Below are 23,412 nucleotides of genomic sequence, written 5' to 3'. Positions count from 1 at the left end.
TCAGTCCTTCGGTCGTTCGGTCTGGGTGTGGCCGCAGCGCGAGCAGACGAACTCGTCGCGGGCCGGGGCGAACCCGATCTCCGGGTACTTGCAGTTGGGGCAGGTGGCGTCACAGGCGATCCGCACCTCGGGGATCGCGCGATGACGGGTGGCCTCCTGCGGCTCGGCGTGCTCCCACTCGGCGTCGGACCAGCGCTGCTCGCCGACGGCGATGGAGATCGAGATCTGGCTCTGACACTGCGCGCAGACGCTGGTGCGGGTCTCGGTCCTGGGCTGAGTGGTCATCACGCCACCGCCTCGGCCGGGCGAGCAGGCGGCACGAGTGCCTTGCCGATCACCGGCTCGTCGGCCTTCGCCGACGCGATCCGCGACGACCACTCGTCGACCATCTGCGCGTGCCGGAAGTACCGGTACTCCAGCTCGCCGCACCGGGCCGGGTAGAGCCGGTAGCCCTCCGGGCGCAGGTGCAGCACGACGCCGACCTCGGCCGTCGCGGGCATCGGAGCCTTCGAGCCGTCGCGCAGCCAGCAGACCTTGCCCTGCCGGTACGCCGACATCTGCAGCCCGGCCTCGGGGTAGACGCCGTGCACGTGCCCGGAACCGAGGATCTTCGGGTGCGGAGCGCCGCCGTCGGCCGGCACGATCCAGTCGCCGCCGGTCTTCGTGTCGCCCATCAGGTCGCCCGCCGGGTCGACCTCCCAGCCCGCCGCGCGCAGGGCGTCGCCGATCCGGCCGTCGGCACCGATGAGGTAGTCGAGCGTGCCGGCCCAGCCGTGCTCAGGGTTCGCCACAACCATCTCGGACGCCGTCCACCGCGGCTGCCACTCATCCTCGAACCGGAGGAAGTGCTCGAGGAAGGGCGCGAGCTCGGGTCCGTCGATCGCCCACTCGGTCTCGCCGACCCGGATCACCTGGGGGAGGGGCGTGCCGAGGAGCCGCGACTCGATGACCTTGTGGACCAGACCGCCGACCTCGGCGCGCTCGTCCTTCTTCCGGGTGTGCGCCTTGGTGATCCACCGGCGCAGCTCGGCGAGCTGCTCAGGGTTCCGCGACGCCGCGACCAGCGCGGGCAGGTTCCCGATCGCCGAGTCGGCGACCATGTTCCCGGCCCAGTGGATCAGCGCCGGCTTCGGCACCCCGCCGCCGAGGATGGTGGTGACCGAGCGCAGCCGGTCGCCGGTGGTGTGGTCGGCGTAGTAGCCGTTGCCCTGCCGGGCGGGGATCGGTCCGCGGTCCTTCTTCTTCGGCTGCTTGCGGTGGTCCATCGGCCGGCCCTCGACAGCGGGCGGGTTGATGGTGTCGATGAGCAGCGGCCCGTCGAGGGCCATGTCGGTGGGGTCGCTCATGCTGCGGCCCTCCCGCTCGTGCCGAGGCAGTAGCAGCCGTCCGCGGCCGCGGTGACGGCGTCGTGGTGGCAGCCGGTCTCGGCCAGCTCGGCCTCGGTCTGCTCGGCGAGCTGGACGGCGGCCGAGGGGCACAGCTCGTTGCACTCGACGCCGGCAGGAGCCCCGCAGTCGGGGCACGCCCACGCCAGCTCGACGGTGGCGATCGCGGTCAGCATCGGCCCCACCGGTCCTCGTCGGCTCGGCAGTACACGCAGTGGTGCGCCGCGCAGCCGGGGCAGTACTGCCGGCCGTCGTGGCTGCAGACGTCGCGCTCGAGGCCGTCGCACTGGTTGATGCAGCCGCACAGGACCTCGCCACAGCCGCCGCAGTCCTCGTGGTCGGTGGGGAGCAGCGCGACGGGCAGGTCGGCGAGGACTTCGTCGGACCAGGCGCCGAGGGTGAGCTCGAGCGCGAGGTTGGTGAACTCCTCGCGGAGGGCGGGGTGCGGGGTGTGGACGACGGAGAGCTCGGGGTGCTGCCGGGCGGTGACGCCGACGGCCTCGGCGATCGCGAGCAGGTCGTCGTCCCACTCGGGGTTCACGTTCGAGGTGCTCATCGGCCGACCTCCGCGGCGATGGTGACCAGCTCCTGCATCGCGGTCTCGCGGTCGTTGGCGCCGGAGTTGGGCAGGAGCGTCGCTCCGTTCCAGGTGCGGCCGGAGAGCCAGCGGACGCGGATCAGGTCGTTGGTCCACTTGGTGAGGTACGGCTCGTTCGGCTGCTCGGCGAGGTCGGCCGCGAGGCGGTCGGCGTACCGGAGCAGCGCGCGGCGGACGAGGACGGCGTCCTCGAGGCCGATCGGGTCGAGGGCCTGCAGGGCGGGCTGGTCGGCGGCCTTGGACTCGACGGCCGGCCAGGAGCCGGCCGGGGCGTGCAGGTTGCACCAGAGGGTGAACCCGGCCGGGTTCCAGGGATCGCGCTGGTCCCACGCCTCGGAGTAGGTCTGAGCGGTGGCCCGGCGCGGGCACGTTGAGCACGTCGCGGTGGTCATCGGCTGCTCACCGCCTTGAGGCCGGCGCCGCGGATGCCGAACCGCATCCACTCGACGATGACGCGCACGCCGGTGTTGGGCAGGCGGCCCTCGACGCGGTGCACGGTGAGCCCGTGCTCGCGGCGCTGCTCGATGACGTCGTCGACGCCGGCGCCGAGCGAGGCGATCCAGACCGCGGCGTCGTCGCCGGCGATGTGGAACTCGAGGTGGTCGTGCTCGATCTCGATGGAGCCGGGCTCGGGGAGGTGGTGGGTGGCGATGTGGTTGGCGAGCGCGTGGAGGGCGTGGGCGACGATGCCGGCGCGCTGGCTCGTGGTCGGCGTCGTCATCACGCCACCACCGAGAAGCCGACGAGCACGTTGATGGCCCTCGCGACCGCCGCGCGGTTGCGCAGGTCCAGGTGGCTGATCGTGTCGTGGAGCGAGACCGTCGGGCCCGAGTGGCAGATGGACGCGAGCAGCTTCCAGAGCGCCGCGGTCCCGGTGCCGACCTGCTCGATGCTCAGCGCGTGCGTGCCGCCGGTCCAGCGGATCTCGTCGACGCTCACACCGGGGGAGATGATCTCGACGTACCGGTCGAGCGTGCTGCTCTCGACGAGTACCCGCGACGCTGCCAGGACCGGCCCCTTGTCGGCGTAGAGGACGGTAGGTGTCTTGCTGGTGGTGTTGGTCTCGGTCATGAGACGATCCCTTTCGATTGGTGTTCGAGACCCCTGGCGCGGCTTCCGACGGCGAGCGCTGGGGGCTCTCGGCTTTTCTGGTCAGGCAGTGCGGGTGTTGGCCTCGATGAACTCGTCGAGGTCCTCGGGGTAGACGCGGGTCTTGGGCCGGGCGCCGGAGACCTTGATCTCGACGGCGCGGAGCTTCCCGGCGGCGATGAGCCGGTAGACGTGGTGCCGCGAGCAGTCGAGCCGCTCCGCGGCCCGCTGCACCGAGATCACCCGGAGACCTCCGCTGCCGTTGCCGCGCGCCGCCTCGGCGGCGTGCGTGATCGGCGCCGCACTCACGCGGCGTTCCCGTTGCCAGTGCCACGCGAGGGAGTAGCAATCGCGGAGTTGCGAATGATTGGGCGCGCCTCGAAGTAGTCCTCCAGCTCGACCTGCAGGGTCCTGCAGATCCGGATCGCGATGTCCTCGCTGCAGTCGCTGTCTCGGCCCGACTCGAGGAGCGACACGTACTGCTGGGTGCACTTCGAGAGGACTGCGACCTGCATCTGGCTCAGACCGAGCGACTTGCGGCGGCGCTTCAGCTTGCCGGGGTCGATGACGTACATCCACACCTCGCGGATCGGGGGTCGAGCCCGGCGTCGCGGCCGGGCTTGGGGTCGGTTGCTCATGCTGCTCCTCATCTCGGTTGATTACAAGTCTCTCGCGAGACAGTAGCAACCAGTTGTGAGTTGTACAAGTAGTGAAGTAGGAACGTCTCCGCAGGTCAGCCCGCATGCGCCGTTCCGAGTGCCGCGGTTTACTTGTGCTTACACCGATGTAGTTCGGCGATCGACGTTGTACAACTCCCGAGGAGAGGCCCCACCGTGAGCGACGTGAACGAGACGCTCCAGGACCTGATGGAGCGTCGCCTCTACGAACTAGGGAGACGTCGTGGTCGCGGTGAGAGCATCAGCCTTCGAGAGGCATGGCAGCGCCTGCCCGAAGACGAGAACGGTGCGCGCCGACCGACCTACGAAGTCTTCCGTCGCATCCGGCAGGCCGGCCACAGCAACATCACCGACGAGACCGCGGACGCGCTCGCCACCATGCTGGACGTCCCGGTCGGGGACGTCCTCGTCGCAGCCGGCCAGCGCCCGCGCCTCGGACGGTTCGAGCTCCCGCGCCGAGCGGACCGGCTCACCCAAGGGGAGCGCGACGTCGTGATGGGCGTCGTCGACGCGATCCTCACGGCCGGCGAACGCGCAGAAGCCCCAGCTGAGCGCCCGCGCCACCTCGAGGCAGCTCGACGTGGCACGCCCCGCCTCCGCGAACTTCGCCAACAGCAAGATGAGGCCGGTCAGGCACCGGATCCCGAAGGTCCCGAGGGGGGCGCATGAGCGGCAAGGGTGGAGTGCTCGCGATGGTCGGTGGCGCCGTCGTCGCGATCGGCGTGACGATCGGTGCCGCCGTCGCGTTGACGGGCGGCACCGACCTCAAAGATGTCGCCGCAACCTGCGAGATCTCCGAGGCTCCCGAGGTCGTCACGGTCGGCGACGGCGGCGACTCGCTCACCGTCGGCGACGGCCAGGCGGAGGTCGCGAACAAGGCGTCGACCTGTGTACTCGACGAGCTCGACGCCCCCGACAGCGTCCGGGGCAAAGTGCTCGACACCAACGCTGCCCAGGGGCGCCAGAGCGACTCGTGGGACGACTGGGAGGTCTCCTGGACCTACCACCCGGACCGCGGCCTCCACCTGATTGTGGAGAAGGCCTGATAGATCCGTCGGACCCTCTGCCTAGGGTCCGTCGGCATGTACGACCCGTGGGACGACTTCGAGCTGCACCGGCTCAACGGCTGGAAGGTCGAGTGGCGACCGCTCACCGACCTGCCCGAGGACCGGCTAGGCCTGACGACCTGGCTGGACCGGACGATGCATCTCGACCCCGACCAGGAGAACCGGCAAGAACGGGTCACCGTCACGCACGAGGTGGTCCACATCGAGCGCGGCCCGGCGCCCGACGGTCACGAAGACCGCGAGGAGCGGATCGTCGACGACCTCACGGCCCGCCGGCTCATCAGCCTTGAGGCGCTGGCCGAGGCGATGGTCTGGGCGTACGACGTCGACGAGGTGGCATTCGTCCTGTGGGTCGACGAGCCGAGCGTCCGCGTCCGACTGCGGGGGCTCACGCCGGAGGAGGGCCGCTACATCCAGGAGGTCGTCGACGCGGCAGAAGCACGGTTCCCCGAGGACGTGTACGACGACGTCGCGTGGAGCGAGATCGGGATCGCCTGGAACGGAGACATCGAGCGAGGAGAGGAGGCGGGCTAGTGGCCAGCATTGATCGGCTGCCGTCCGGGAAGTGGCGCGCGACGGTCGTCACCCCCATCAAGCAGCCCAACGGCCGGTTCCGCCGAGTCACGAAGACCGACCCGCTGAAGTCGGTCGTCGAGCACTGGGCGAAGCGCACCGAGGCGGCGATCGCCACGGGCACCTGGATCGCGCCCGAGAACGCAGCGACGACACTGGGGGAGTACCGCGCGGTGTGGCGGACGACGAAGGTCGCCGATTCGAGCTCGATCGAGAAGAACGACAGCCACTGGCGCGTCCACATCGAGCCTGTCTGGGCCGGCCACCCCCTCGGGCTCATCGTGCGCCCCGACCTGAAGACCTGGGTGAAGCAGCTCGCGACCGAGCAGTGCCGCCGCTGCCACGCGAGCCCCGGCATCGGCGCCGACGGGCTGCTCAAGGTCCACAAGACCTCGCTCACCGGCGCGGCGCTGCTGCGCGCCCAGCGCCGCGAGGAGCCGACGGTGCGGCGCTGCTCCGGCAGCGGCATCGAGCCCGGCCTGGGCGCCTGGACGATCCAGGGGATCGTCTCCCACCTCTCCGGTCTGCTCACCTCCGCCGTCGAGGACGGCCTGATCCCCGCCAACCCCGCCCTCCGACTGAACCTGCCGCCGGCCCGGCCCAAGCCGATCTTCTTCTGGCACAGCTGGGAGGCCGAGAAGATCATCCTCGAGCTCGAGGAGCCGTACGCCCTGGCTGTCGATCTCGACATGCACGTTGGCTACCGGCCGGGCGAGCTGTTCGGTCTCACGCGCCGCTACGTCGACGTCCACACGTGGCAGATCTACGTGCACGGCGTCGCGACCCGCACCGGCTGGCGGCCGTACGCGAAGTCGACGAGGTCCCACCGGGCGACCCCGATCCCGAAGCGCCTGCGCGAGCGCGTGGCCGAGCACGTCGAGGACCTCGGCCCGGATGACCTGCTGTTCCCGGCACCTGGCGGCGGAGTCTGGGACGACCGGAACTTCGCCCGCAGGATCTTCACGCCGGCCATCAAGCGGGCCGGGGTGAAGCTCGGCACGCCGTACGACATGCGGCACACCGCGGCGTCCTGGCTGGTCCAGAAGGGCGTTGACCTCAAGCGAGTCCAGGACCTGCTCGGGCACGAGAAGTACTCCACGACGCTGCGGTACGCCCACCTGAAGCCGGGAGCGTTTGACGAGGTCCTCGACGCCTGGGGGGACTGATTGTCGGATCGGCCGTCCTCACCGCGTCCTCACGGAGCCCGCAGGCCCGCGGCCGTCCCAACGACGAAGAAGACCCCCTGACGCGCGTTTCCGCTGGTCAGAGGGCCTTCGTGATGCTGGTGGGCGATACTGGGTTTGAACCAGTGACCTCTTCCGTGTCAAGGAAGCGCGCTACCGCTGCGCCAATCGCCCCTGTGGAGTTGTGCTTTCGAGGTGGGTACGGGATTTGAACCCGTGTACACGGATTTGCAGTCCGTTGCCTCGCCTCTCGGCCAACCCACCACGGTGGCCCTACACACTGGCCTGGTCAGGCAGTGGGTCTGACCACTCCGAGCGGACGACGAGGCTCGAACTCGCGACCTCAACCTTGGCAAGGTTGCGCTCTACCAACTGAGCTACGTCCGCATCGCACTGCTTCGAGGCCCTTTCGGACCGCTCTGCGGTGCGGTTGAGAACATTAGCCGATCCCCAGGTGCGTGCCAAAACGGGGGGTGCCTTCGGGATGTCGCGGGGGTGTTGCGGGCGTGGCGCGGGGCGTTCCGGAGCCCTCCTAGGCTGGCCCCATGCGTGCGTGGATCAATGGCCAGCTCCTGTCCGACCCGACGGCGCCAGCGGTGCCGGTGACCGACCACGGGCTGACCGTGGGCGACGCGGTGTTCGAGGCGGTCAAGGTGGTCGACGGGCAGCCGTTCGCGCTGCGGCGCCACCTCGACCGGCTGGAGCGATCGGCCGCGGGGCTGGGGCTCGAGGGCCTCGAGCTCGACGACGTACGGCGGGGTGTGGCCGCCGTCCTGGGGGAGGAGCACCTGGCGCTGGGCCGGCTCCGGATCACGGTCACCGGCGGCAACGCCCCGCTGGGCAGCGGGCGGGGCACCGATCCGCTGAACGTGATCGTGGTGGCGAGCCCGATGGCGCCGGCCGCGGCGACGACGTCGGTGATCACGGTCCCGTGGCCGCGCAACGAGCGAGCGGCGCTGGCCGGCCTCAAGACGACGTCGTACGCCGAGAACGTGGTGGCGCTCGCGGCCGCGCAGAAGGCGGGGGCGACCGAGGCGGTGTTCGCGAACCTCGCGGGGCACCTGTGCGAGGGGACCGGCACCAACGTCTTCTACGTCGTCGAAGGCGAGCTGCGCACCCCCACGCTGGCCAGCGGCTGCCTCGCGGGCGTGACCCGGGCGCTCGTCATCGAGTGGTTCGGGGCGACGGAGGTCGACGAGCCCCTCGAGGTCGTTGCGGGAGCCGACGAGATCTTCCTGGCGTCGACGACGCGCGACGTCCAGGGCGTGCACCGCTGGGACGAGCGCGAGCTGCCGGCGCCGGGACCGGTGACCCAGGCCGCGGCCGCCACCTGGCGGGAGCGCGAGCCGGAGCTCATCGGGTTCGATCGTTGACCGTGAGCGTGACGCCCTCGCCGAGCCGGTAGGGGTTCGTCGCGAGGAGGGCGCCCAGGACCCGCCGCATCCGGGAGATCTCGGCGCGGACGGTGACCTGGTGCTCGGCGTCGCCGTAGAGCCGGCGGCTCAGCTGGCCGGCGGACATCCCGGCCGGTCCGGCCATGGCGATGGCGGCGAGCAGCTCGGCGTGCCGCGGGGTGAGCGCCACCCGCCAGGGGGAGTCGCCGCCGCGGACCTCGAGGGTCGCGGGTCCGGTGCCGAGGTGGAGCTCGGCGGTCAGCACGGGGCCGGACGCCGACGGGCGGATCAGCCAGCCGCCGCGCAGCCGCTCGGGCAGGCACACCCCCAGCCCCGGGACGGCCAGCGCCCGGTCGGGCTGCGGTGCCTCGACCCGGTCGCGCACGGCCACGCCCTGGTGGGCGGCGACCCAGCCGTGGTCGTCGACCACGAGGAGGGGGCCGTTGGCGCCGGACAGCAGCGGCTCCGCGGTCCGCCGGAGCTGCTCGAGGCCCTCCTCGTGGTGGCGCCAGAGCCGTGCCTCGGCGAGCCGGACGGACGCCGTCACGAGCGCCTCGATCGCCGGGTGCAGCGTGAGCGCCGGGCCGCTGACGTCGACGATGCCGAGCAGCGAGCCGTCGATCGGGTCGTGGATGGGGGACGCCGTGCAGTACCAGGGCACCTGGGCGTTCTCGAAGTGCTCGGCCGAGAACAGCTGCACCGGGGCGCCCTCGGCCAGGGCGGTGCCGATGGCGTTGGTCCCGACGGCAGCCTCGGTCCAGCGGGCGCCCTCGGCGAAGCCCAGACCGTCGGCCTGGCGGCGCACCCGCGGTGACCCGCTGCGCCACAGCACGATGCCGTCGGCGTCGGTCACCACGACCAGGTAGTTGGACGCGTCGGCGGCCGAGAGCAGCAGCTCGCGGATCTCGTCGATGACCAGCGCCAGCCGCGACGTGCGGCGGCGCTCGTCGACGTCCGCCGGCGTGAGGGGGTCGCGTCCGTTGCGCCCGTCGGGGTCGATGCCGAGGCCGAGCACCCGGCTCCACGAGCGCGCCACGACCGCCCGCGGCCGCTCCGGGGGAGCGGTGCCGGAGAGCACCGCGTCGTGGATCCGGACCAGGTCGCGGGCCCGCAGCGCGAGGTCGTGCGTGGCCATGCCCCCACAGTAGGCGCCGCGATGTGACCGGGGCCACATGCAACAACGTGCAACGGTTCCGGGGAGGGTGGCCGCGGAGGTCGACTTCTCGGCATGACCCAGCTCGACGACCGGCCCGTCACCGCGGCCGACACGACCGAAGCCCCCGACCCGGCGACCGCCTGGTTCGCCGCGTTCGAGGACGCCCTGACCGCCCGCGACGTCGACCGCGCCGCCGGCCTGTTCGCCGCGACCAGCTTCTGGCGCGACCTGATCGCCTTCACCTGGAACCTCACCACGGTCGAGAACCCCGACGGCGTCGCCGGCCTGCTCGCCAGCACGCTCGACCGGGTCGACCCCCGCGGCTTCCGGCTCACCGAGCCGGCCGACACCGCTGACGGCGTCACGACGGCGTGGTTCGAGTTCGAGACCTCCGTCGGCCGTGGGCGGGGCCTGGTCCGGATCGTCGACGAGGACGGCCCGAAGGCATGGACCTTCCTGACCACCCTCTACGAGCTCACCGGCCACGAGGAGCCGCGCGGCGTACGCCGTCCGATGGGTGCCGAGCACGGCGCGACCAAGGAACGGGTGACGTGGCTCGAGAAGCGGCAGGCCGAGGACGCCGCGCTCGGCGTCGACACCCAGCCGTACGTGCTCGTCGTCGGCGGCGGCCAGGGCGGCATCGCGCTCGGTGCCCGGCTGCGCCAGCTCGGCGTCCCGGCGCTCGTGATCGACAAGCACCCGCGCCCCGGCGACCAGTGGCGCAACCGCTACAAGTCGCTGTGCCTCCACGACCCGGTCTGGTACGACCACCTGCCGTACCTGAAGTTCCCCGACAACTGGCCGGTCTTCGCGCCCAAGGACAAGGTCGGCGACTGGCTGGAGTTCTACACGCGGGTGATGGAGGTGCCGTACTGGTCGAGCACGGTCGCCACCGACGCGTCGTACGACGAGGAGACGGGGGAGTGGACCGTTCACCTCGAGCGCGAGGGCAAGCCGCTGGTGCTCAAGCCGACGCACCTCGTGATGGCGACGGGGATGTCCGGCAAGCCCAACATCCCCGTCGTCCCGGGCGCGGACGTCTTCCAGGGCGAGCAGCACCACTCCTCGCAGCACCCCGGCCCCGACGCGTACGCCGGCAAGCGCGTCGTCGTGATCGGCAGCAACAACTCGGCCTTCGACATCTGCGGGGCCCTGTGGGAGACCGGCGCCGACGTCACGATGGTGCAGCGCTCCTCGACCCACATCGTCAAGAGCGACACCCTGATGGACATCGGTCTCGGCGACCTCTACTCCGAGCGTGCGGTCGAGGCCGGGATGACCACCGAGAAGGCCGACCTGGTCTTCGCCTCGCTGCCGTACCGGATCATGCACGAGTTCCAGATCCCCCTCTACGACCAGATGCGGGAGCGGGACAAGGACTTCTACGACCGGATGGCCGCGGCCGGCTTCGACCTCGACTGGGGCGACGACGGCTCGGGGCTGTTCATGAAGTACCTGCGCCGCGGCTCCGGCTACTACATCGACGTCGGTGCGGCCGAGCTGGTGGCCAGCGGTGACGTGAAGCTCGCGCACGGGCAGGTGGAGCGGCTCACCGAGACGTCCGTCGTCCTGGCCGACGGGACGGAGCTGCCCGCCGACCTCGTCGTCTACGCGACCGGCTACGGATCGATGAACGGCTGGGCGGCCGACCTGATCAGCCAGGAGGTCGCCGACCGCGTCGGCAAGGTCTGGGGGCTCGGCTCGGACACCACCAAGGACCCCGGTCCGTGGGAGGGGGAGCAGCGCAACATGTGGAAGCCGACCCAGCAGGAGAACCTGTGGTTCCACGGGGGCAACCTCCACCAGTCGCGGCACTACTCGCTCTACCTCGCGCTCCAGCTCAAGGCCCGCCACGCCGGGATCGAGACGCCCGTGCACGGCCTGCAGGAGGTGCACCACCTGGGCTGAGCCACCCTCCCCGCCCACCCTGGCCACGGCCGGGTCCGTGCCCTCGCGGCGCGGGCCCGGCCGTTCGTCGTCCCTCGGATCGACGTCTTGCGAACAGGTGCCGGGGTGACCTGTTGACAAAGCACGCCTTCCGTTCTCAACTTTGGATGACCATCCACAGATGGTCATACGTGAACGACCACACACTCGGGGGTTTGCAAGATGAGGAAGCTGTTGATCGGAGGTGTCGCGGCCGTCGTCGCGGCGGCGATGGTGCCGGTGTCCGGCCCGGCGGGCGACGCGCGCGCCGCTGAGAGCGAGGCCACGGCCGACAACGTGGTGGGCACCGTGCTCGCCGAGGTCGACGGGGTGCTGCGCGCCGTGTCCGGTGCCCAGGTCAAGGTCTGGTGGGTCCCCAGCGAGCTCGACGGCGCGATCGGTGCCGACCTGCCGATCCAGACCGTCGGCACCGTGCTCACCGCCAGCGACGGGTCCTACCGGCTGCCGCTGAGCTCGACGGTGCAGATGCAGCAGGCCGCCCGGGCCAACGGCGGCTACCTCAACCTCGACATCGGTGTCATCTCCGACGAGCTCGGCAAGCTCGAGACCACGACCGTCGTCCGCAAGCTCAACCCGCTGGGCCAGTGGGCGCTGCCCGAGCCGGTGAGCACCGACGCCGACGTCGACGGCACCGGCGACCCCAACGACCCCGAGGCCGGCGACGACGCGCCCGACGCGCTCGCCGCGCCGGTCAGCGACGACCCCGAGGTCGAGAACCCCCAGGCGCAGCCGGACTTCGTGCTGTCCTCCGACTCGCCCGACGTGCCGGACGCGCCGGCCGCCTCGTCGTCGTCCTCGAACCGGGCCGGTCTCGCCGCGGAGACGCCGGTGTACACGCCGTGCAGCTACGTCGTCGACGCCCGCCCGGTCCGCTCGGTCAACATCATCGAGTTCCACAACGCGAGCAACAGCGACGCCGGCTGGGTCTACGGCGAGTCCGCCGACTCCGACATCGAGGGCGCGGTCGACTACTCCGGTGACGGCGGCTGGTCCATCCACGGCTCGCGTCATGTCGGCAACACGGACAGCGGGTCGGTCCGCCGCACCTACACCGGCGGGAAGCGGGCCAACAACTTCGGTACGACGACCTTCACCTTCGTCGACGGCCACTACAAGGCGCTGGGCGTCGGCAAGTGGTGCGAGGGCACGACCATCCCGCCGGGAACCAAGCTCAAGCGGGTCGGCTCCTGGTACGGCGGCGTCGGCGCCAACACGGGGCCGGGCTCGGAGTTCATCGGCTGCTTGAAGAAGCCGCAGTCCGACCACCGCAACTCCATCGCCAAGTCCGGCGGGTTCACCCGCTCGACCAAGCGCGCGGCGAAGATCACGGGCGCGGTCAATGTCGGCCCGATCAAGGTGGGCGCGCAGAGCGGCTTCTCGTCGAACCTCGACGTGCACTGGGACGCCGTCCGGGGGCCGATCTGGCTGTGCGGCACCAACTACGAGCCGAAGTCCGCGGGAGTGATCCACGCGCAGAACAAGTAGCGCGCGTGGCACGTCCTCACCTGACCCGTGCGGTCGCCGTCGCGGCACTCTGCCTGCTCGCGCTTCTCGGAGCGTGCAGCGACAGACCCGGGACGGCGGCCGGACCGGTCCGTTTCGACGCTCCCGACGGCGTCGACCAGTGGGCCTTCATGAGGGCCGCCGCCGGCCACCAGGTGGTCTTCGGCATGCTCGGCCTCACCAACCACGGTGACCGCCCCGCCGTCCTCGCCCGGGCGGATCTCACCGGTCCGTCCGACGAGGTCGTCGCCGACGGCGCCCGGGTCGCGGAGGTGCTGGTCCGCGACGTCTCCGCGGACGACGACTACGTCGCCGCGGCACCGTGGCCCTACGAGCACTACGGCGACGGCACCGTGCCGCTGGAGGGGTACGAGCTGGCGCCGGCTGCCACGGTCGAGGTGCTCTTCGTCCTGACGGTCGACGACGTCGGACACTGGTACTGGCCGCGCACGGAGGTGCGCTACACCATCGACGGGATCGGCTACACCGACCGGACCTCGACCGGCTTCCTGATCTGTCCGCCCGGCGTCGAGCGGTCCTGCGACCCGCCCGCTTGATGATCCCTCGACGATTCGCGAACCGTCCGGGACGACGGTGTTGACGGCGGGGTCGCGCATCCGGACGGTGGAGCCCATGTCGACAGCGAGATCGCCCGCCGCGAGGAGCGGCGAGGCGAGGCGGCGGCCGCGGGTCAGGATGGCTGCTGCCCTGGCCGGTGCCGTCGTCCTCATGGTCCTGGCCGGCGTGGGATGGGCCGCCACGCGGCCCGGTCCGGTGAGGTTCGACACCGAGGGCACGGAGGGCACCGCCTGGGCCTACGCCCTGGCCGGTGCCGGTCAGCGCCCGGTGTTCGGCCTGCTCGGGGTCACGAACCACGGCGACCGGCCGGCCGTCCTTCGCGGTGCCCGGCTCACCGGGCCCTCCGACGAGGTGGCCGACGGCGGCGCCCGCGTGGTGCAGGTCCTGGTCCGCGACACCCCGGCCGGCGCGGACTACCTCGGCGCCGCGCCGGACTGGCCCGTCGAGCGTTTCGCCGACGACGCAGTTCCGCTCGAGGGCTACGTGCTCGCCCCTGGCGCGACCGTCGAGGTCCTCTACGTGGTCGCGGTCGACGTCGACGGCCACTGGTTCTGGCCTCGCAGCGAGCTCACCTACACCAGCGGCGGCCGGCGGTACCGGACCTCGACGTCGACCGGCTTCCTCATCTGCCCGCCCGAGGTCCGCGCGTGCGAACGACCCGGGTGAGCGCCCCGGATGAGAGCCGCGCGCGGGGGATAGGTTAGAGTCTCCGACCGCGGTTCCTTCGGGCTCCGCTCCGGGCGATTGGCGCAGTGGTAGCGCGCTTCGTTCACACCGAAGAGGTCACTGGTTCGAACCCAGTATCGCCCACCGGAGAGCTCAGGCCCCTGACCTGCCAGCACGGCAGACCAGGGGCCTGAGCCTTTCCCGGGCCGGTCCTCAGGGCGCCGCGGGGGAGTGCGCGGGTGCGGCCGCGGCGGGCTGCTGCGGCGGGGCCGGATCGGTCAGGGTCCGGTAGAGCGCCCAGGTCAGCAGCGGCATCAGGACCAGGGGCGCGAGCGCGGTCTGGAGACTGGTGGCGTCGGCCAGGGCGCCGATGGCGGGACTGGCCAGGCCGCCGATGCTGACGGTCAGGCCGAGGGTGATGCCGCTGGCGGTGCCGACCCGCGAGGGCAGGTAGTCCTGGCCGAGCGTCACCTGCAGCGAGAACGGGACGTAGAGGCCGATCGAGGTCAGCGCGACGAAGACGTACATCAGCGGTCCCGGCACCCAGACGACGCCGGCGACGGCGAGGGTGCTCAGGCCGTACGACCACCGCGACACGCTGACCCGGTCCCAGCGGTGCGCGAGCGAGCCGCCGGCCAGGGAGCCGACGATGCCGCCGGCGTAGAGCACGAAGAGGGCGGCGGTGCCGGCCGTCGAGCTCCCGCCGAGGCGCTGCTGGGCGAAGAGCGCGATGAAGGTGCTGAGCCCGACGAAGGCGATGGAGCGGAAGACGACGGCGAGCGAGAGGCGGACGAACGCCGGGATGTCGTCGTCGCCGGTCGGCAGGTGGTCGGTGCCGCCGGCGGTCCGGTCGCGGGCGAGCGCGGTGAGCACGGGCAGGGTGACGGCGAATGCCGGCGAGTGCCGGCAGCACGAGCAGGGGCGTCAGGGCGAGACCGCCGGTGGCGACGAAGGCGGCGACCAGGAGCGGCGCCAGGGCGAAGCCGATGTTGCCGCCGGTCGAGAAGAGCGCCATCGCCCGGTGGCTGCCGGCGCTCGCGATCCGCGCGAGACGCGCCGACTCCGGGTGGTAGGCGGCCACGCCGATCCCCGATACGGCGGCGAACCCGAGGGTCAGCGCGTACGAGCCGCCGACGCCGCTCAGCGCGATGCCGACACCGCCGACGAAGGTGCTGACCGGCACCAGCCACGGCAGCGCCCACCGGTCGGTCAGCGCGCCGAAGACCGGCTGGGCGATCGACGAGAGCAGCGAGGCGGCGAGCACGATGCCCGACGCGGCGGCGTAGGTGTAGTCCCGCTCGGCGATGAAGAACGGCACCAGGGCGGCCACCGCTCCTTGGTAGACGTCGACGCAGGCGTGCCCGAAGGCGAGGAGTCCGATGGATCGTGGAGAGGTCACGCCTCATCGTGGGTCGCCGGAACGGTGGCCCGCTTCCGATACTCTGCCAATCGATGACGGAGATCCGCCACACCCCGATCGCGCCCACCGTGACCCGCTCGCTCGCGGCCGGGGGGCACATCGACGCGCACCGGCACGAGGACCACCAGATCGCGTACGCCGGCCACGGCGTGGTCTCCGTGCTCACCGACCGCGGCACCTGGGTCGCCCCGGCCACCCGCGCGATCTGGGTCCCGGCCGGGACGGTCCACGCGCACCGGGCGCACGGCCGCGTGGAGCTGCACTTCCTCGGCCTGCCGACGACGGTCAACCCGCTGGACCTGAGCTCGCCGGCGGTGCTCGGCGTCGGCCCGCTGCTGCGCGAGCTGATCGTCGCCTACACCCAGGACGACGACGTCGACACTCCCGCACGCAGGCGGCTGCGCGCCGTCCTCCTCGACCAGCTCCGGGTCTCGCCGCAGCAGCCGCTGCACCTGCCGGTGCCCACGCACCCGGTGCTCCGGGCGGTGTGCGGCCTCCTGCAGGACGACCCGGGCGACGACCGGACGCTGGCCGATCTGGGCCGGGTGGTGGGCGCCAGCGACCGCACGCTCTCCCGCCTGTTCCGTGCCGACCTCGGCCTGACCTTCCCGCAGTGGCGGACCCAGCTGCGCCTGCACCTCGCGCTGGTGCTGCTGGCCGAGGGCACCCCCGTCACCACCGTCGCGCACCGGTGCGGCTGGTCGTCCGCGAGCGCCTTCATCGACGTCTTCCGGCGCACGTTCGGCAGCACGCCCGGGGCCTACGCCGCCGAGGGCTGAGGCGCTGGGACGTCTCGGGCCGCGCGCTACCGTCGGGAGACATGAGGTCCACCCACCGGCTCGCCCTGCTGGCGGGCCTGACGTTCGCTCTCGCCCTGGCCGTCAGTGCCTGCGGTACCGACGACGGCGGGGACGCCACGCCCCAGCCCGGTACGTCGTCCACCGGCTCCGGCACGCCGGGCAGCGGGACCAGCAGCGAGAGGATGAGCGCGGGCGCGAGCGAGTCGGCGGCGGGTCCGCAGGCGTGCACGGCGGCACAGCTGTCGTTGCTCGTGCGGCCGGCGAAGGGCGGTGGCGCGGCGGGCTCGCAGTACACCGAGATCGTGCTGACCAACAGCAGCGACAGCCCGTGCACGACGGGTGGCTTCGGTGGGGTGTCGTACGTGGGGAGCGGCGACGGCAGCCAGATCGGCGCGCCCGCGAGGCGGGTCGACGCCGACCACGTGCTGACGTTGACGCTCGAGCCGGGCGAGGCGGCGGTCCAGGTGCTGCGCGAGACCCGGGCCGAGAACTACTCGCGGGCCGACTGCGACCCGGTCGCCGTCGACGGACTGCGGGTCTACCCGCCCAACGAGACGCACTCGCTCTACGCGGCCCACCCGACCACCGGCTGCGCGAGCCGGTCGATCGAGCTGCTCGAGGTCGAGCCCTACCACGCGGCCGCCTGAGCGGCCGCGTGGCGAGTGGCCAGGAGCCCGGGGTCTCAGCCGGCGGCGCGAGCCGCGTCGGTCTCGCTGCGGGCGCCCTCGGTGCTGAGCCGGCCGCCCTTGTCCTCGAGGTGGGCGCGGACGAACCAGTGGAAGAGCTCGAGCTGCTCGGTCTGCGCGATGAACATGTCCTGGGTGACCAGGTCGAGGTCGTCGAGCTCGGCGATGCCCTCGCGGTAGGTGGTGATCACGCCCTGGTAGACGAGGTCGAGCGCGCCGAGGTGCTCCTGGGTGCTGGCCCGGCCGATCGCGTAGTCGTCCCAGGTCCGCGCGGCGACGAGCGCGCCCGGGGTGCCCTGGGGTGATCCGCCGAGGGTGGCGATCCGCTCGGCCAGGTCGTCGGCGAACCCGCGCACCGCGTCGACCTGGGGGTCGAGCATCTCGTGGACGGCGATGAAGTGGGGGCCGACCACGTTCCAGTGCACGTGCTTGAGCGTGAGGTGGAGGTCGGTGCAGGCGTCGAGCCGGCTCTGCAGGAGCGCGACCACGCGCTGCGCGGTCGCCTCGTCGAGTCCGGGCGTCGTGTAGTGGAGGGCGGGGGTTGAGTTCATGGACCATCGGTACGCGATCGCGGCGACCTCAAACGTCCAACCTCTTACTCCCGCGCACGGGCCCTGCCCGGCTCGGTACGATCGTCACGCGGCCGGCCGGCCGCGCCCATCACTGCGCCAAGGGAGCACCTCCGTGTCCGACATCAAGGTCGTCGTACTGTCCGCCGATGCGCGCCAGGAGTCGACCGTCACGACGGGCACCAAGGCCTGGGAGCTGTTCCGGGACGACGCCGACGTCATCGCCGCACGGGTCGCGGGCCAGCTCAAGGACCTGTCCTACGAGCTCGCCGACGGCGACGAGGTCGAGGGGGTCGCCATCGACAGCCCCGACGGCCTCGACATCCTGCGGCACTCGACCGCCCACGTGCTGGCGCAGGCCGTGCAGCAGGTCTTCCCCGACGCCAAGCTCGGCATCGGCCCGCCGATCCAGGACGGCTTCTACTACGACTTCGACGTGGCGACCCCGTTCGTCCCCGAGGACCTGGTCAAGCTCGAGTCCGCGATGCGCAAGATCGTCAAGGAGAACCAGCGCTTCGACCGCCGGGTCACCACCGACGAGGACGCCCTCGTCGAGCTGGCCGACGAGCCCTACAAGGTCGAGCTGATCGGCCTCAAGGGCAACGCCGCCGATGCGGCCGAGGGTGCGAGCGCCGAGGTCGGCGCCGGCGAGCTGACCATCTACGACAACATCAACCGCAAGGGCGAGGTGGCCTGGAAGGACCTCTGCCGGGGGCCGCACCTGCCCACCACCAAGCGGATCCCGGCGTTCAAGCTGATGCGCAGCGCCGCGGCCTACTGGCGCGGCGACGAGAAGAACAAGCAGCTCCAGCGCATCTACGGCACCGCCTGGCCGAGCAAGGAGGCGCTCGACGAGCACCTGCACCGGCTCGAGGAGGCCGAGCGCCGTGACCACCGCAAGCTGGGCCGCGAGCTCGACCTGTTCAGCTTCCCCGACGAGATCGGGTCCGGGCTGCCGGTGTTCCACCCCAAGGGTGGCGTGATCAAGCGCGAGATGGAGGACTACGTCCGCCAGCGGCACATCGAGGAGGGCTTCTCCTACGTCGGCACGCCGCACATCTCCAAGGACGGCCTGTTCCACACCTCGGGGCACCTGCCGTACTACGCCGACACGATGTTCCCGCCGATGGAGTTCGAGGGCGCGAACTACCAGCTCAAGGCGATGAACTGCCCGATGCACAACCTGATCTTCAGCAGCCGCGGGCGCTCCTACCGCGAGCTGCCGCTGCGCCTGTTCGAGTTCGGCTCCGTCTACCGCTACGAGAAGTCCGGCGTCATCCACGGCCTGACCCGGGTGCGCGGCTTCGCCCAGGACGACTCCCACTCCTACTGCACCCCGGAGCAGGCGCCGGCCGAGGTCAAGCACCTGCTGTCGTTCATGCTCGGCGTCCTCAAGGACTTCGGTCTCGACGACTTCTACCTCGAGCTGTCGACCCGCGACGACGCCAAGCCCGACAAGTTCGTCGGCTCCGACGAGGACTGGGCGACCGCGACCAAGGTGCTCGAGGACGTCGCTGCCGAGACCGGCCTCGAGCTGGTCCCGGACCCGGGCGGCGCCGCCTTCTACGGCCCCAAGATCTCGGTCCAGGCCAAGGACGCCATCGGCCGGACGTGGCAGATGGGCACCGTCCAGTACGACTTCAACCAGCCCGCGCGCTTCGGCCTCGAGTACACCTCGTCCGACGGCACCAAGCAGCAGCCGGTGATGATCCACTCCGCCAAGTTCGGCTCGATCGAGCGCTTCCTCGGCGTCCTCGTCGAGCACTACGCGGGTGCCTTCCCTCCGTGGCTCGCGCCGGTGCAGGTGGTCGGGATCCCGGTCGCGGACGCCTTCACCGACTACCTGTACGAGATCACCGACCAGCTCAAGAAGCGGGGCGTCCGGGTCGAGGTCGACGAGTCCGACGACAGGTTCCAGAAGAAGATCCGCAACGCGCAGCTGCAGAAGATCCCCTTCATGCTCATCGCCGGCGGTGAGGACGTCGAGAAGGGCGCGGTCAGCTTCCGCTACCGCGACGGGCGCCAGGACAACGGCGTCCCGATCGCCGAGGCGATCGAGCGCGTCGTCGCGGCCGTGGCGAGCCACGAGCAGGTCTAGGGCATGACCCCCTTGCGCCGCACCGCGCTCGCCGGCGCCGCCGTCCTCGCGACGGCGGTGCTGGCGGGCTGCGGCGGAGGGGACGAGTCGGCGGCGCCCTCGCGCCCGCCGACGCCCACGCCGAGCGTGGCCGCGAGCACCGACGCGGCCCTGCCCGGCGGCGACGCCGGCGACCCGGGCACCGACGCCGGCGACCTGGCCAAGATGGCCGAGGAGCGGGCCGGCGACCTGGCCTCCGAGCGCGGCGCGGGCAGCACGATCGCCCCGCGCGACGGCAACGTCCTCGGCGGCGACGTGAGCTGGCCGCAGTGCCCCAAGGGCGTCGGCATCCCGCAGAAGCAAGGCCAGGGGCTGCCGATGCCGCTGCCCGAGGCCGAGTACGTCGTCCTCGGGCTCACCAACGGACCGGGCTTCACGCCCAACCCGTGCCTCGCCGACCAGGTCGCCTGGGTCAAGCAGAACGACGTCCTCGTCTCCGTCTACGCCGTGTCGAGCTACCCGAGCAAGGCCCAGTTCGACGAGTACGGCGCCGACGGTCCCTACGACGCGTCGACCAAGACCGGGCGGCTCCAGAACGTCGGCTACCAGCAGGCGCGCTTCAACGTGGGCACGATGGGCCAGGTCGGCCTGGTCAGCCCCATCGTGTGGATCGACGTCGAGCCGGTGCCGCTGTTCTCGTGGAGCACCGACCTCGCCGCCAACGCGGCCGTGATCGAGGGCGCGGCGCGCGGCTACGTCGACGCCGGCTTCCAGATCGGCGTCTACTCGACGCCCCACCTCTACCGCACCGTCGTCGGCGACCTCACCCTCGGCGGTGTGCCCGAGTGGCGGGCCGCCGGGCAGACCTCGCGCGCCGAGGCGCTGCGCCGCTGCGGCGACGACTGGTCGATCCAGGGCGGCCCGGCCGTGCTCGGCCAGTGGGTCGAGGCGCAGCGCGACCAGAACGTCACCTGTGACGGGGTCGCCGCCGACCTCGGCCGCTGGTTCCACCGCTTCGCCTGAGCCCGGCCGTGCCGGGAGGACATGAGAAGGTTTGCCAATGACTTCGGACGACGTCGCCCCCGAGGTGCTCGACGGACGGCGCCGGCGCTGGCAGGAGCACAACCAGGTGCGCCGCCAGGTGATCATCGACGCTGCGATCGCCGTCCTGGAGCGCCAGGCACCCGGTGAGGACGTCCAGGTGCAGGCCGTCGCCGACGAGGCGAGCATGAGCCGCACGGTGATCTACCGGCACTTCGAGGACCGCTCCGACCTCGACCGCGCCGTGCAGCGCCAGATCTGCGAGAACGTCGGCAACGAGCTCCTGCCCGCCCTCTCGTACGACGGCACGCCGGACCAGATCATCCACCGCATCGTCGGCAGCTTCATCCGCTGGGCCGAGGCGCACCCCACGCTCTACTGGTTCGCCGAGCGCGACCTGTCCGGCTGGGGACCGAGCCCGCTGGGCCAGGCGGTCGAGCAGGTCGCCGAGGGCATCGAGGGGATCATGGCGATCGTCGTCGCCGCGCTGGGCGTCGAGCTGAGCGAGGACGACAAGGCCGCGCTCGACCCCTGGGTGTTCGGCATGATCGGCGCGGTCTTCGCGGCCGTGCGGCGCTGGCTCGAGCGCGACGTGCGCCAGCCCGGCATCGACGCGTGCATCAACATCCTGTCCGAGTCGATCTGGCTCCAGATCAACGGCATGGCGCTCTCCCGCGGGCTCAACCTGCCCGACCTGCCGGTCTCCGACCTGCTCCAGGCCCTGCAGCCCGGGGGCGACGAGTGAACGGGCCCGACGGCCTGGAGCGTCTCTGGACGCCCCACCGGATGGCCTACGTGCGGGGCGAGGAGGGAGAGGCCGACCGGCCGGCCCACGTCGACCCGCGCCCGTCGTGCCCGTTCTGCCGGATCACCCGCGACCCGGCGACGTCCACCGACGACGAGCTGGTCGTGGTGCGCGGAGAGACGGCGTACGTCGTGCTCAACCTCTACCCCTACAACCCGGGCCACCTGATGGTGCTGCCCTACCGGCACGTCGCCGACTACCTCGACCTCGACGACGCCGAGACCGACGAGGTGACCGCGCTGACCAAGGCGGCGCTGCGCACGATCCGCGAGGTCTCCCAGCCGCACGCGTTCAACGTCGGGCTGAACCTCGGGGGAGCGGCCGGCGGCTCGCTGTCGGGACACCTGCACCAGCACGTGGTCCCGCGCTGGTCGGGGGACGCGAACTTCATGACGGTGATCGGCGGCACCAAGACGCTCCCGCAGCTGCTGGGCGAGACCCGCGACCTCCTCGCCGCCGCCTGGCGATAGCGCCGCTGTCGCGACGATCGAGTAGGTTCCTGACCCGTGTTGGAACGCTTCAAGGAGTTCTGGGCGGGCACCCTCCTGCACCCGTTCGTGCGGCTGTTCATCCGGATGGGCATCAGCCCGGACGCGGTGACCCTGGTGGGCACGCTCGGCGTCAGCGCCGGCGCGCTGATCTTCTTCCCGCGCGGCGAGCTCCTCATCGGCGTCCTCTTCATCACCGCCTTCGTGTTCAGCGACCTGATCGACGGGCGGATGGCCCGGGAGATGGGCCGGGTCTCCAAGTTCGGCGCCTTCTGGGACTCCACGCTCGACCGGATCGGCGACGGTGCGATCTTCGGCGGCCTCGCCCTCTACTTCGCCGGCACCGGCGCACACCAGGGCGACAGCTACCTCTACCTCTGCGTGACCCTCTGGTGCCTGGTGATGGGCTCGGTGACGTCGTACGCCCGGGCCCGCGCCGAGTCGCTCGGCATGGACGCCAAGGGCGGCATCGCCGAGCGCGCCGACCGGCTCGTCTCGATCCTCGTGATGACCGGCCTGGGCGCCCTCCTCGACCTCCCGATCCTCATGTACGTCACGCTCTGGGCGCTCGCCGTGGCGAGCACCTACACCGTCGTCTTCCGGGTGCTGAAGGTGCGCCGGCAGGCGCTCGCCCTCGACGCCGCGGCAGCCGGGTCCGCCGAGGGCGAGACCGATTCCTGAACACCGTTCGGGAGGCCCTAGACTCGGTCTCATGAGCGAGCAGCAGGAGCACGGCACGACCCGGGTCAAGCGCGGCATGGCCGAGATGCTCAAGGGCGGTGTGATCATGGACGTGGTCACCCCCGAGCAGGCCAAGATCGCCGAGGACGCCGGCGCGGTCGCCGTGATGGCGCTGGAGCGGGTCCCCGCCGACATCCGCGCCCAGGGCGGGGTGTCGCGGATGAGCGATCCCGACATGATCGACGGCATCATCGAGGCCGTCTCGATCCCGGTGATGGCCAAGGCCCGGATCGGGCACTTCGCCGAGGCGCAGGTGCTGCAGTCGCTGGGCGTCGACTACATCGACGAGTCCGAGGTGCTGACCCCGGCCGACTACGCCAACCACATCGACAAGTGGGCCTTCACGGTCCCGTTCGTGTGCGGTGCGACCAACCTGGGCGAGGCGCTGCGCCGGATCACCGAGGGCGCGGCGATGATCCGCTCCAAGGGCGAGGCCGGCACCGGTGACGTGTCCAACGCGGTCACCCACATGCGCACCATCCGCGGCGAGATCCGTCGTCTGTCGGTGCTCGGCGACGACGAGCTGTACGTGGCAGCCAAGGAGCTGCAGGCGCCCTACGACCTGGTCGTCGAGGTCGCCCGCACGGGCAAGCTGCCCGTCGTCCTGTTCACCGCCGGCGGCATCGCGACCCCGGCCGATGCGGCGATGATGATGCAGCTCGGCGCCGAGGGCGTGTTCGTGGGCTCGGGCATCTTCAAGTCCGGCAACCCGGCCCAGCGGGCCGAGGCCATCGTCAAGGCCACCACCTTCCACGACGACCCCGACGTGGTCGCGAAGGTCTCGCGCGGTCTGGGCGAGGCGATGGTCGGCATCAACGTCGACGAGCTCCCGGTCGCCCACCGCCTCTCCGAGCGCGGCTGGTGACCCGCCGCGGCCGGTCCGGGTGCCGGACCGGCCGCGGAAGGTAAAACTTCACCCGGATCTTCACCCCCTTCCGTAACTGCAGCACCTTTCGGTCATTGGTCG

The 23,412-nt window shown here is 71.5% G+C and carries 29 protein-coding genes, 4 tRNA genes and 1 pseudogene; 18 read left to right on the top strand and 16 right to left on the bottom strand.

Annotation, left to right across the window (positions count from 1 at the left end):
- The 9 genes from BM223_RS15040 to BM223_RS15000 all read right to left on the bottom strand — a co-directional run bounded on the left by BM223_RS15040 (position 1) and on the right by BM223_RS15000 (position 3,647).
- A complete protein-coding gene (locus BM223_RS15040) occupies positions 1–285 on the bottom strand; it encodes a hypothetical protein (protein WP_038679403.1) in 285 nt (94 codons plus the stop codon).
- Complete coding sequence (locus tag BM223_RS15035; RefSeq protein WP_052138706.1) at positions 285–1,346, bottom strand: hypothetical protein; 1,062 nt, start codon at positions 1,344–1,346, stop codon at positions 285–287. Before BM223_RS15035 ends, BM223_RS15040 begins: the two co-directional genes overlap by 1 nt.
- Positions 1,343–1,561 (bottom strand): hypothetical protein, encoded by a 219-nt coding sequence (locus tag BM223_RS15030; RefSeq protein WP_141267279.1) that lies wholly within the window; start codon positions 1,559–1,561, stop codon positions 1,343–1,345. The genes BM223_RS15035 and BM223_RS15030 overlap by 4 nt, the downstream gene beginning before the upstream one ends.
- Positions 1,555–1,941, bottom strand: a complete 387-nt coding sequence (locus tag BM223_RS15025; RefSeq protein WP_038679398.1) for a hypothetical protein — start codon at positions 1,939–1,941, stop codon at positions 1,555–1,557. The genes BM223_RS15030 and BM223_RS15025 overlap by 7 nt, the downstream gene beginning before the upstream one ends.
- Positions 1,938–2,375, bottom strand: coding sequence for a hypothetical protein (locus BM223_RS15020; RefSeq protein ID WP_038679396.1), 438 nt, complete (start codon positions 2,373–2,375; stop codon positions 1,938–1,940). Before BM223_RS15020 ends, BM223_RS15025 begins: the two co-directional genes overlap by 4 nt.
- Positions 2,372–2,704 carry a hypothetical protein gene (locus BM223_RS15015; RefSeq protein ID WP_038679394.1) on the bottom strand — a complete coding sequence of 111 codons (333 nt, stop codon included), beginning with the start codon at positions 2,702–2,704 and terminating at the stop codon, positions 2,372–2,374. Before BM223_RS15015 ends, BM223_RS15020 begins: the two co-directional genes overlap by 4 nt.
- Positions 2,704–3,054: a hypothetical protein gene (locus BM223_RS15010; RefSeq protein ID WP_038679392.1), complete on the bottom strand. Its 351-nt coding sequence runs from the start codon at positions 3,052–3,054 to the stop codon at positions 2,704–2,706. Before BM223_RS15010 ends, BM223_RS15015 begins: the two co-directional genes overlap by 1 nt.
- A gap of 81 nt (positions 3,055–3,135) precedes the next feature.
- Complete coding sequence (locus BM223_RS29020) at positions 3,136–3,381, bottom strand: helix-turn-helix domain-containing protein (RefSeq protein ID WP_038679390.1); 246 nt, start codon at positions 3,379–3,381, stop codon at positions 3,136–3,138.
- Positions 3,378–3,647, bottom strand: coding sequence for a helix-turn-helix transcriptional regulator (locus BM223_RS15000; protein ID WP_158510203.1), 270 nt, complete (start codon positions 3,645–3,647; stop codon positions 3,378–3,380). The genes BM223_RS29020 and BM223_RS15000 overlap by 4 nt, the downstream gene beginning before the upstream one ends.
- Positions 3,648–3,905: 258 nt before the next feature.
- Between BM223_RS15000 and BM223_RS28410 the strand changes: the two genes are divergently transcribed.
- The 4 genes from BM223_RS28410 to BM223_RS14980 are packed head-to-tail and all read left to right on the top strand — an operon-like array spanning position 3,906 to position 6,555.
- On the top strand, positions 3,906–4,418 hold the full coding sequence (locus tag BM223_RS28410; RefSeq protein WP_141267280.1) for a hypothetical protein: 513 nt from the start codon (positions 3,906–3,908) through the stop codon (positions 4,416–4,418).
- Positions 4,415–4,795 carry a hypothetical protein gene (locus BM223_RS14990; RefSeq protein ID WP_038679384.1) on the top strand — a complete coding sequence of 127 codons (381 nt, stop codon included), beginning with the start codon at positions 4,415–4,417 and terminating at the stop codon, positions 4,793–4,795. Before BM223_RS28410 ends, BM223_RS14990 begins: the two co-directional genes overlap by 4 nt.
- 36 nt (positions 4,796–4,831) lie before the next feature.
- A complete protein-coding gene (locus BM223_RS28405) occupies positions 4,832–5,350 on the top strand; it encodes a hypothetical protein (RefSeq protein WP_052138705.1) in 519 nt (172 codons plus the stop codon).
- Positions 5,350–6,555 carry a tyrosine-type recombinase/integrase gene (locus BM223_RS14980; protein ID WP_052138704.1) on the top strand — a complete coding sequence of 402 codons (1,206 nt, stop codon included), beginning with the start codon at positions 5,350–5,352 and terminating at the stop codon, positions 6,553–6,555. The genes BM223_RS28405 and BM223_RS14980 overlap by 1 nt, the downstream gene beginning before the upstream one ends.
- A 117-nt stretch (positions 6,556–6,672) precedes the next feature.
- On the opposite strand, the gene BM223_RS14975 is transcribed toward BM223_RS14980, so the two are convergent.
- The 3 genes from BM223_RS14975 to BM223_RS14965 form a co-directional block, all read right to left on the bottom strand.
- Positions 6,673–6,747: transfer RNA gene (locus tag BM223_RS14975), tRNA-Val, on the bottom strand.
- Positions 6,748–6,766: 19 nt separating this feature from the next.
- Positions 6,767–6,837: transfer RNA gene (locus tag BM223_RS14970), tRNA-Cys, on the bottom strand.
- A gap of 50 nt (positions 6,838–6,887) precedes the next feature.
- Positions 6,888–6,960 (bottom strand) — tRNA-Gly (locus tag BM223_RS14965).
- A 158-nt stretch (positions 6,961–7,118) separates the two neighbouring features.
- Between BM223_RS14965 and BM223_RS14960 the strand changes: the two genes are divergently transcribed.
- A complete protein-coding gene (locus BM223_RS14960) occupies positions 7,119–7,946 on the top strand; it encodes an aminotransferase class IV (RefSeq protein ID WP_038679382.1) in 828 nt (275 codons plus the stop codon).
- Here the strand turns inward: BM223_RS14960 and BM223_RS14955 are convergent.
- Entirely contained in the window at positions 7,927–9,102 is a 1,176-nt protein-coding gene (locus BM223_RS14955; protein ID WP_038679380.1) for a GAF domain-containing protein, read from the bottom strand. The genes BM223_RS14960 and BM223_RS14955 overlap by 20 nt on opposite strands.
- Before the next feature lie 93 nt (positions 9,103–9,195).
- On the opposite strand from BM223_RS14955, the gene BM223_RS14950 reads away from it, so the two are divergent.
- The 5 genes from BM223_RS14950 to BM223_RS14930 all read left to right on the top strand — a co-directional run bounded on the left by BM223_RS14950 (position 9,196) and on the right by BM223_RS14930 (position 13,962).
- Positions 9,196–11,031, top strand: a complete 1,836-nt coding sequence (locus BM223_RS14950) for a flavin-containing monooxygenase (RefSeq protein WP_038679377.1) — start codon at positions 9,196–9,198, stop codon at positions 11,029–11,031.
- 201 nt (positions 11,032–11,232) lie between these two features.
- Positions 11,233–12,555 carry a hypothetical protein gene (locus BM223_RS14945; protein WP_141267282.1) on the top strand — a complete coding sequence of 441 codons (1,323 nt, stop codon included), beginning with the start codon at positions 11,233–11,235 and terminating at the stop codon, positions 12,553–12,555.
- Positions 12,556–12,560: 5 nt separating this feature from the next.
- Positions 12,561–13,130 carry a hypothetical protein gene (locus BM223_RS14940; RefSeq protein ID WP_038679374.1) on the top strand — a complete coding sequence of 190 codons (570 nt, stop codon included), beginning with the start codon at positions 12,561–12,563 and terminating at the stop codon, positions 13,128–13,130.
- Between the two features lie 139 nt (positions 13,131–13,269).
- Positions 13,270–13,818 (top strand): hypothetical protein, encoded by a 549-nt coding sequence (locus BM223_RS14935; RefSeq protein WP_038679372.1) that lies wholly within the window; start codon positions 13,270–13,272, stop codon positions 13,816–13,818.
- A 72-nt stretch (positions 13,819–13,890) separates the two neighbouring features.
- A tRNA-Val gene (locus BM223_RS14930) sits at positions 13,891–13,962 on the top strand.
- 69 nt (positions 13,963–14,031) lie between these two features.
- Here BM223_RS14930 and BM223_RS29765 read toward each other — a convergent pair.
- Both BM223_RS29765 and BM223_RS30185 read right to left on the bottom strand, forming a co-directional pair.
- Complete coding sequence (locus BM223_RS29765; protein WP_235318913.1) at positions 14,032–14,691, bottom strand: MFS transporter; 660 nt, start codon at positions 14,689–14,691, stop codon at positions 14,032–14,034.
- A 22-nt stretch (positions 14,692–14,713) separates the two neighbouring features.
- A pseudogene (locus BM223_RS30185) lies at positions 14,714–15,136 on the bottom strand (MFS transporter); the annotation flags it as partial.
- A gap of 134 nt (positions 15,137–15,270) precedes the next feature.
- Between BM223_RS30185 and BM223_RS14920 the strand changes: the two are divergent.
- Both BM223_RS14920 and BM223_RS14915 read left to right on the top strand, forming a co-directional pair.
- A complete protein-coding gene (locus tag BM223_RS14920; RefSeq protein ID WP_038679370.1) occupies positions 15,271–16,017 on the top strand; it encodes an AraC family transcriptional regulator in 747 nt (248 codons plus the stop codon).
- 41 nt (positions 16,018–16,058) lie between these two features.
- Positions 16,059–16,685: a DUF4232 domain-containing protein gene (locus BM223_RS14915; protein ID WP_052138703.1), complete on the top strand. Its 627-nt coding sequence runs from the start codon at positions 16,059–16,061 to the stop codon at positions 16,683–16,685.
- A gap of 35 nt (positions 16,686–16,720) precedes the next feature.
- Here BM223_RS14915 and BM223_RS14910 read toward each other — a convergent pair whose 3' ends face one another.
- On the bottom strand, positions 16,721–17,275 hold the full coding sequence (locus tag BM223_RS14910; protein ID WP_038679369.1) for a Dps family protein: 555 nt from the start codon (positions 17,273–17,275) through the stop codon (positions 16,721–16,723).
- Positions 17,276–17,408: 133 nt separating this feature from the next.
- On the opposite strand from BM223_RS14910, the gene thrS reads away from it, so the two are divergent.
- The 6 genes from thrS to pdxS are packed head-to-tail and all read left to right on the top strand — an operon-like array spanning position 17,409 to position 23,310.
- Positions 17,409–19,391, top strand: coding sequence for a threonine--tRNA ligase (thrS, locus tag BM223_RS14905; protein ID WP_038679367.1), 1,983 nt, complete (start codon positions 17,409–17,411; stop codon positions 19,389–19,391).
- A gap of 3 nt (positions 19,392–19,394) precedes the next feature.
- Positions 19,395–20,393: a glycoside hydrolase family 25 domain-containing protein gene (locus BM223_RS14900; RefSeq protein ID WP_052138702.1), complete on the top strand. Its 999-nt coding sequence runs from the start codon at positions 19,395–19,397 to the stop codon at positions 20,391–20,393.
- Between the two features lie 37 nt (positions 20,394–20,430).
- Positions 20,431–21,156: a TetR/AcrR family transcriptional regulator gene (locus BM223_RS14895; RefSeq protein ID WP_038679366.1), complete on the top strand. Its 726-nt coding sequence runs from the start codon at positions 20,431–20,433 to the stop codon at positions 21,154–21,156.
- Between the two features lie 41 nt (positions 21,157–21,197).
- On the top strand, positions 21,198–21,686 hold the full coding sequence (locus tag BM223_RS14890) for an HIT family protein (RefSeq protein WP_082003674.1): 489 nt from the start codon (positions 21,198–21,200) through the stop codon (positions 21,684–21,686).
- Positions 21,687–21,722: 36 nt separating this feature from the next.
- Positions 21,723–22,385, top strand: coding sequence for a phosphatidylinositol phosphate synthase (pgsA, locus tag BM223_RS14885; protein ID WP_038679362.1), 663 nt, complete (start codon positions 21,723–21,725; stop codon positions 22,383–22,385).
- A gap of 31 nt (positions 22,386–22,416) precedes the next feature.
- Positions 22,417–23,310, top strand: a complete 894-nt coding sequence (gene pdxS, locus BM223_RS14880) for a pyridoxal 5'-phosphate synthase lyase subunit PdxS (protein ID WP_038679361.1) — start codon at positions 22,417–22,419, stop codon at positions 23,308–23,310.
- The last annotated feature ends 102 nt before the right edge of the window (positions 23,311–23,412 follow it).

It is taken from the genome of Pimelobacter simplex (assembly GCF_900114845.1).
Lineage (GTDB): Bacteria > Actinomycetota > Actinomycetes > Propionibacteriales > Nocardioidaceae > Nocardioides > Nocardioides simplex.
The sequence above is the reverse complement of the archived record's forward strand: the minus strand, read 5'-3'. Positions and strand labels throughout refer to the sequence as shown.

What these genes read in the sequence shown, in the direction of transcription:
- BM223_RS15040 (WP_038679403.1), bottom strand. Translation starts at nt 285, where the DNA reads ATGACCACTCAGCCCAGGACCGAGACCCGCACCAGCGTCTGCGCGCAG.
- BM223_RS15035 (WP_052138706.1), bottom strand. Translation starts at nt 1,346, where the DNA reads ATGAGCGACCCCACCGACATGGCCCTCGACGGGCCGCTGCTCATCGAC.
- BM223_RS15030 (WP_141267279.1), bottom strand. Translation starts at nt 1,561, where the DNA reads ATGCTGACCGCGATCGCCACCGTCGAGCTGGCGTGGGCGTGCCCCGAC.
- BM223_RS15025 (WP_038679398.1), bottom strand. Translation starts at nt 1,941, where the DNA reads ATGAGCACCTCGAACGTGAACCCCGAGTGGGACGACGACCTGCTCGCG.
- BM223_RS15020 (WP_038679396.1), bottom strand. Translation starts at nt 2,375, where the DNA reads ATGACCACCGCGACGTGCTCAACGTGCCCGCGCCGGGCCACCGCTCAG.
- BM223_RS15015 (WP_038679394.1), bottom strand. Translation starts at nt 2,704, where the DNA reads ATGACGACGCCGACCACGAGCCAGCGCGCCGGCATCGTCGCCCACGCC.
- BM223_RS15010 (WP_038679392.1), bottom strand. Translation starts at nt 3,054, where the DNA reads ATGACCGAGACCAACACCACCAGCAAGACACCTACCGTCCTCTACGCC.
- BM223_RS15000 (WP_158510203.1), bottom strand. Translation starts at nt 3,647, where the DNA reads ATGTACGTCATCGACCCCGGCAAGCTGAAGCGCCGCCGCAAGTCGCTC.
- BM223_RS14990 (WP_038679384.1), top strand. Translation starts at nt 4,415, where the DNA reads ATGAGCGGCAAGGGTGGAGTGCTCGCGATGGTCGGTGGCGCCGTCGTC.
- BM223_RS28405 (WP_052138705.1), top strand. Translation starts at nt 4,832, where the DNA reads ATGTACGACCCGTGGGACGACTTCGAGCTGCACCGGCTCAACGGCTGG.
- BM223_RS14960 (WP_038679382.1), top strand. Translation starts at nt 7,119, where the DNA reads ATGCGTGCGTGGATCAATGGCCAGCTCCTGTCCGACCCGACGGCGCCA.
- BM223_RS14955 (WP_038679380.1), bottom strand. Translation starts at nt 9,102, where the DNA reads ATGGCCACGCACGACCTCGCGCTGCGGGCCCGCGACCTGGTCCGGATC.
- BM223_RS14950 (WP_038679377.1), top strand. Translation starts at nt 9,196, where the DNA reads ATGACCCAGCTCGACGACCGGCCCGTCACCGCGGCCGACACGACCGAA.
- BM223_RS14945 (WP_141267282.1), top strand. Translation starts at nt 11,233, where the DNA reads ATGAGGAAGCTGTTGATCGGAGGTGTCGCGGCCGTCGTCGCGGCGGCG.
- BM223_RS14935 (WP_038679372.1), top strand. Translation starts at nt 13,270, where the DNA reads ATGGCTGCTGCCCTGGCCGGTGCCGTCGTCCTCATGGTCCTGGCCGGC.
- BM223_RS14920 (WP_038679370.1), top strand. Translation starts at nt 15,271, where the DNA reads ATGACGGAGATCCGCCACACCCCGATCGCGCCCACCGTGACCCGCTCG.
- BM223_RS14915 (WP_052138703.1), top strand. Translation starts at nt 16,059, where the DNA reads ATGAGGTCCACCCACCGGCTCGCCCTGCTGGCGGGCCTGACGTTCGCT.
- BM223_RS14910 (WP_038679369.1), bottom strand. Translation starts at nt 17,275, where the DNA reads ATGAACTCAACCCCCGCCCTCCACTACACGACGCCCGGACTCGACGAG.
- BM223_RS14900 (WP_052138702.1), top strand. Translation starts at nt 19,395, where the DNA reads ATGACCCCCTTGCGCCGCACCGCGCTCGCCGGCGCCGCCGTCCTCGCG.
- BM223_RS14895 (WP_038679366.1), top strand. Translation starts at nt 20,431, where the DNA reads ATGACTTCGGACGACGTCGCCCCCGAGGTGCTCGACGGACGGCGCCGG.
- BM223_RS14890 (WP_082003674.1), top strand. Translation starts at nt 21,198, where the DNA reads ATGGCCTACGTGCGGGGCGAGGAGGGAGAGGCCGACCGGCCGGCCCAC.
- pdxS (WP_038679361.1), top strand. Translation starts at nt 22,417, where the DNA reads ATGAGCGAGCAGCAGGAGCACGGCACGACCCGGGTCAAGCGCGGCATG.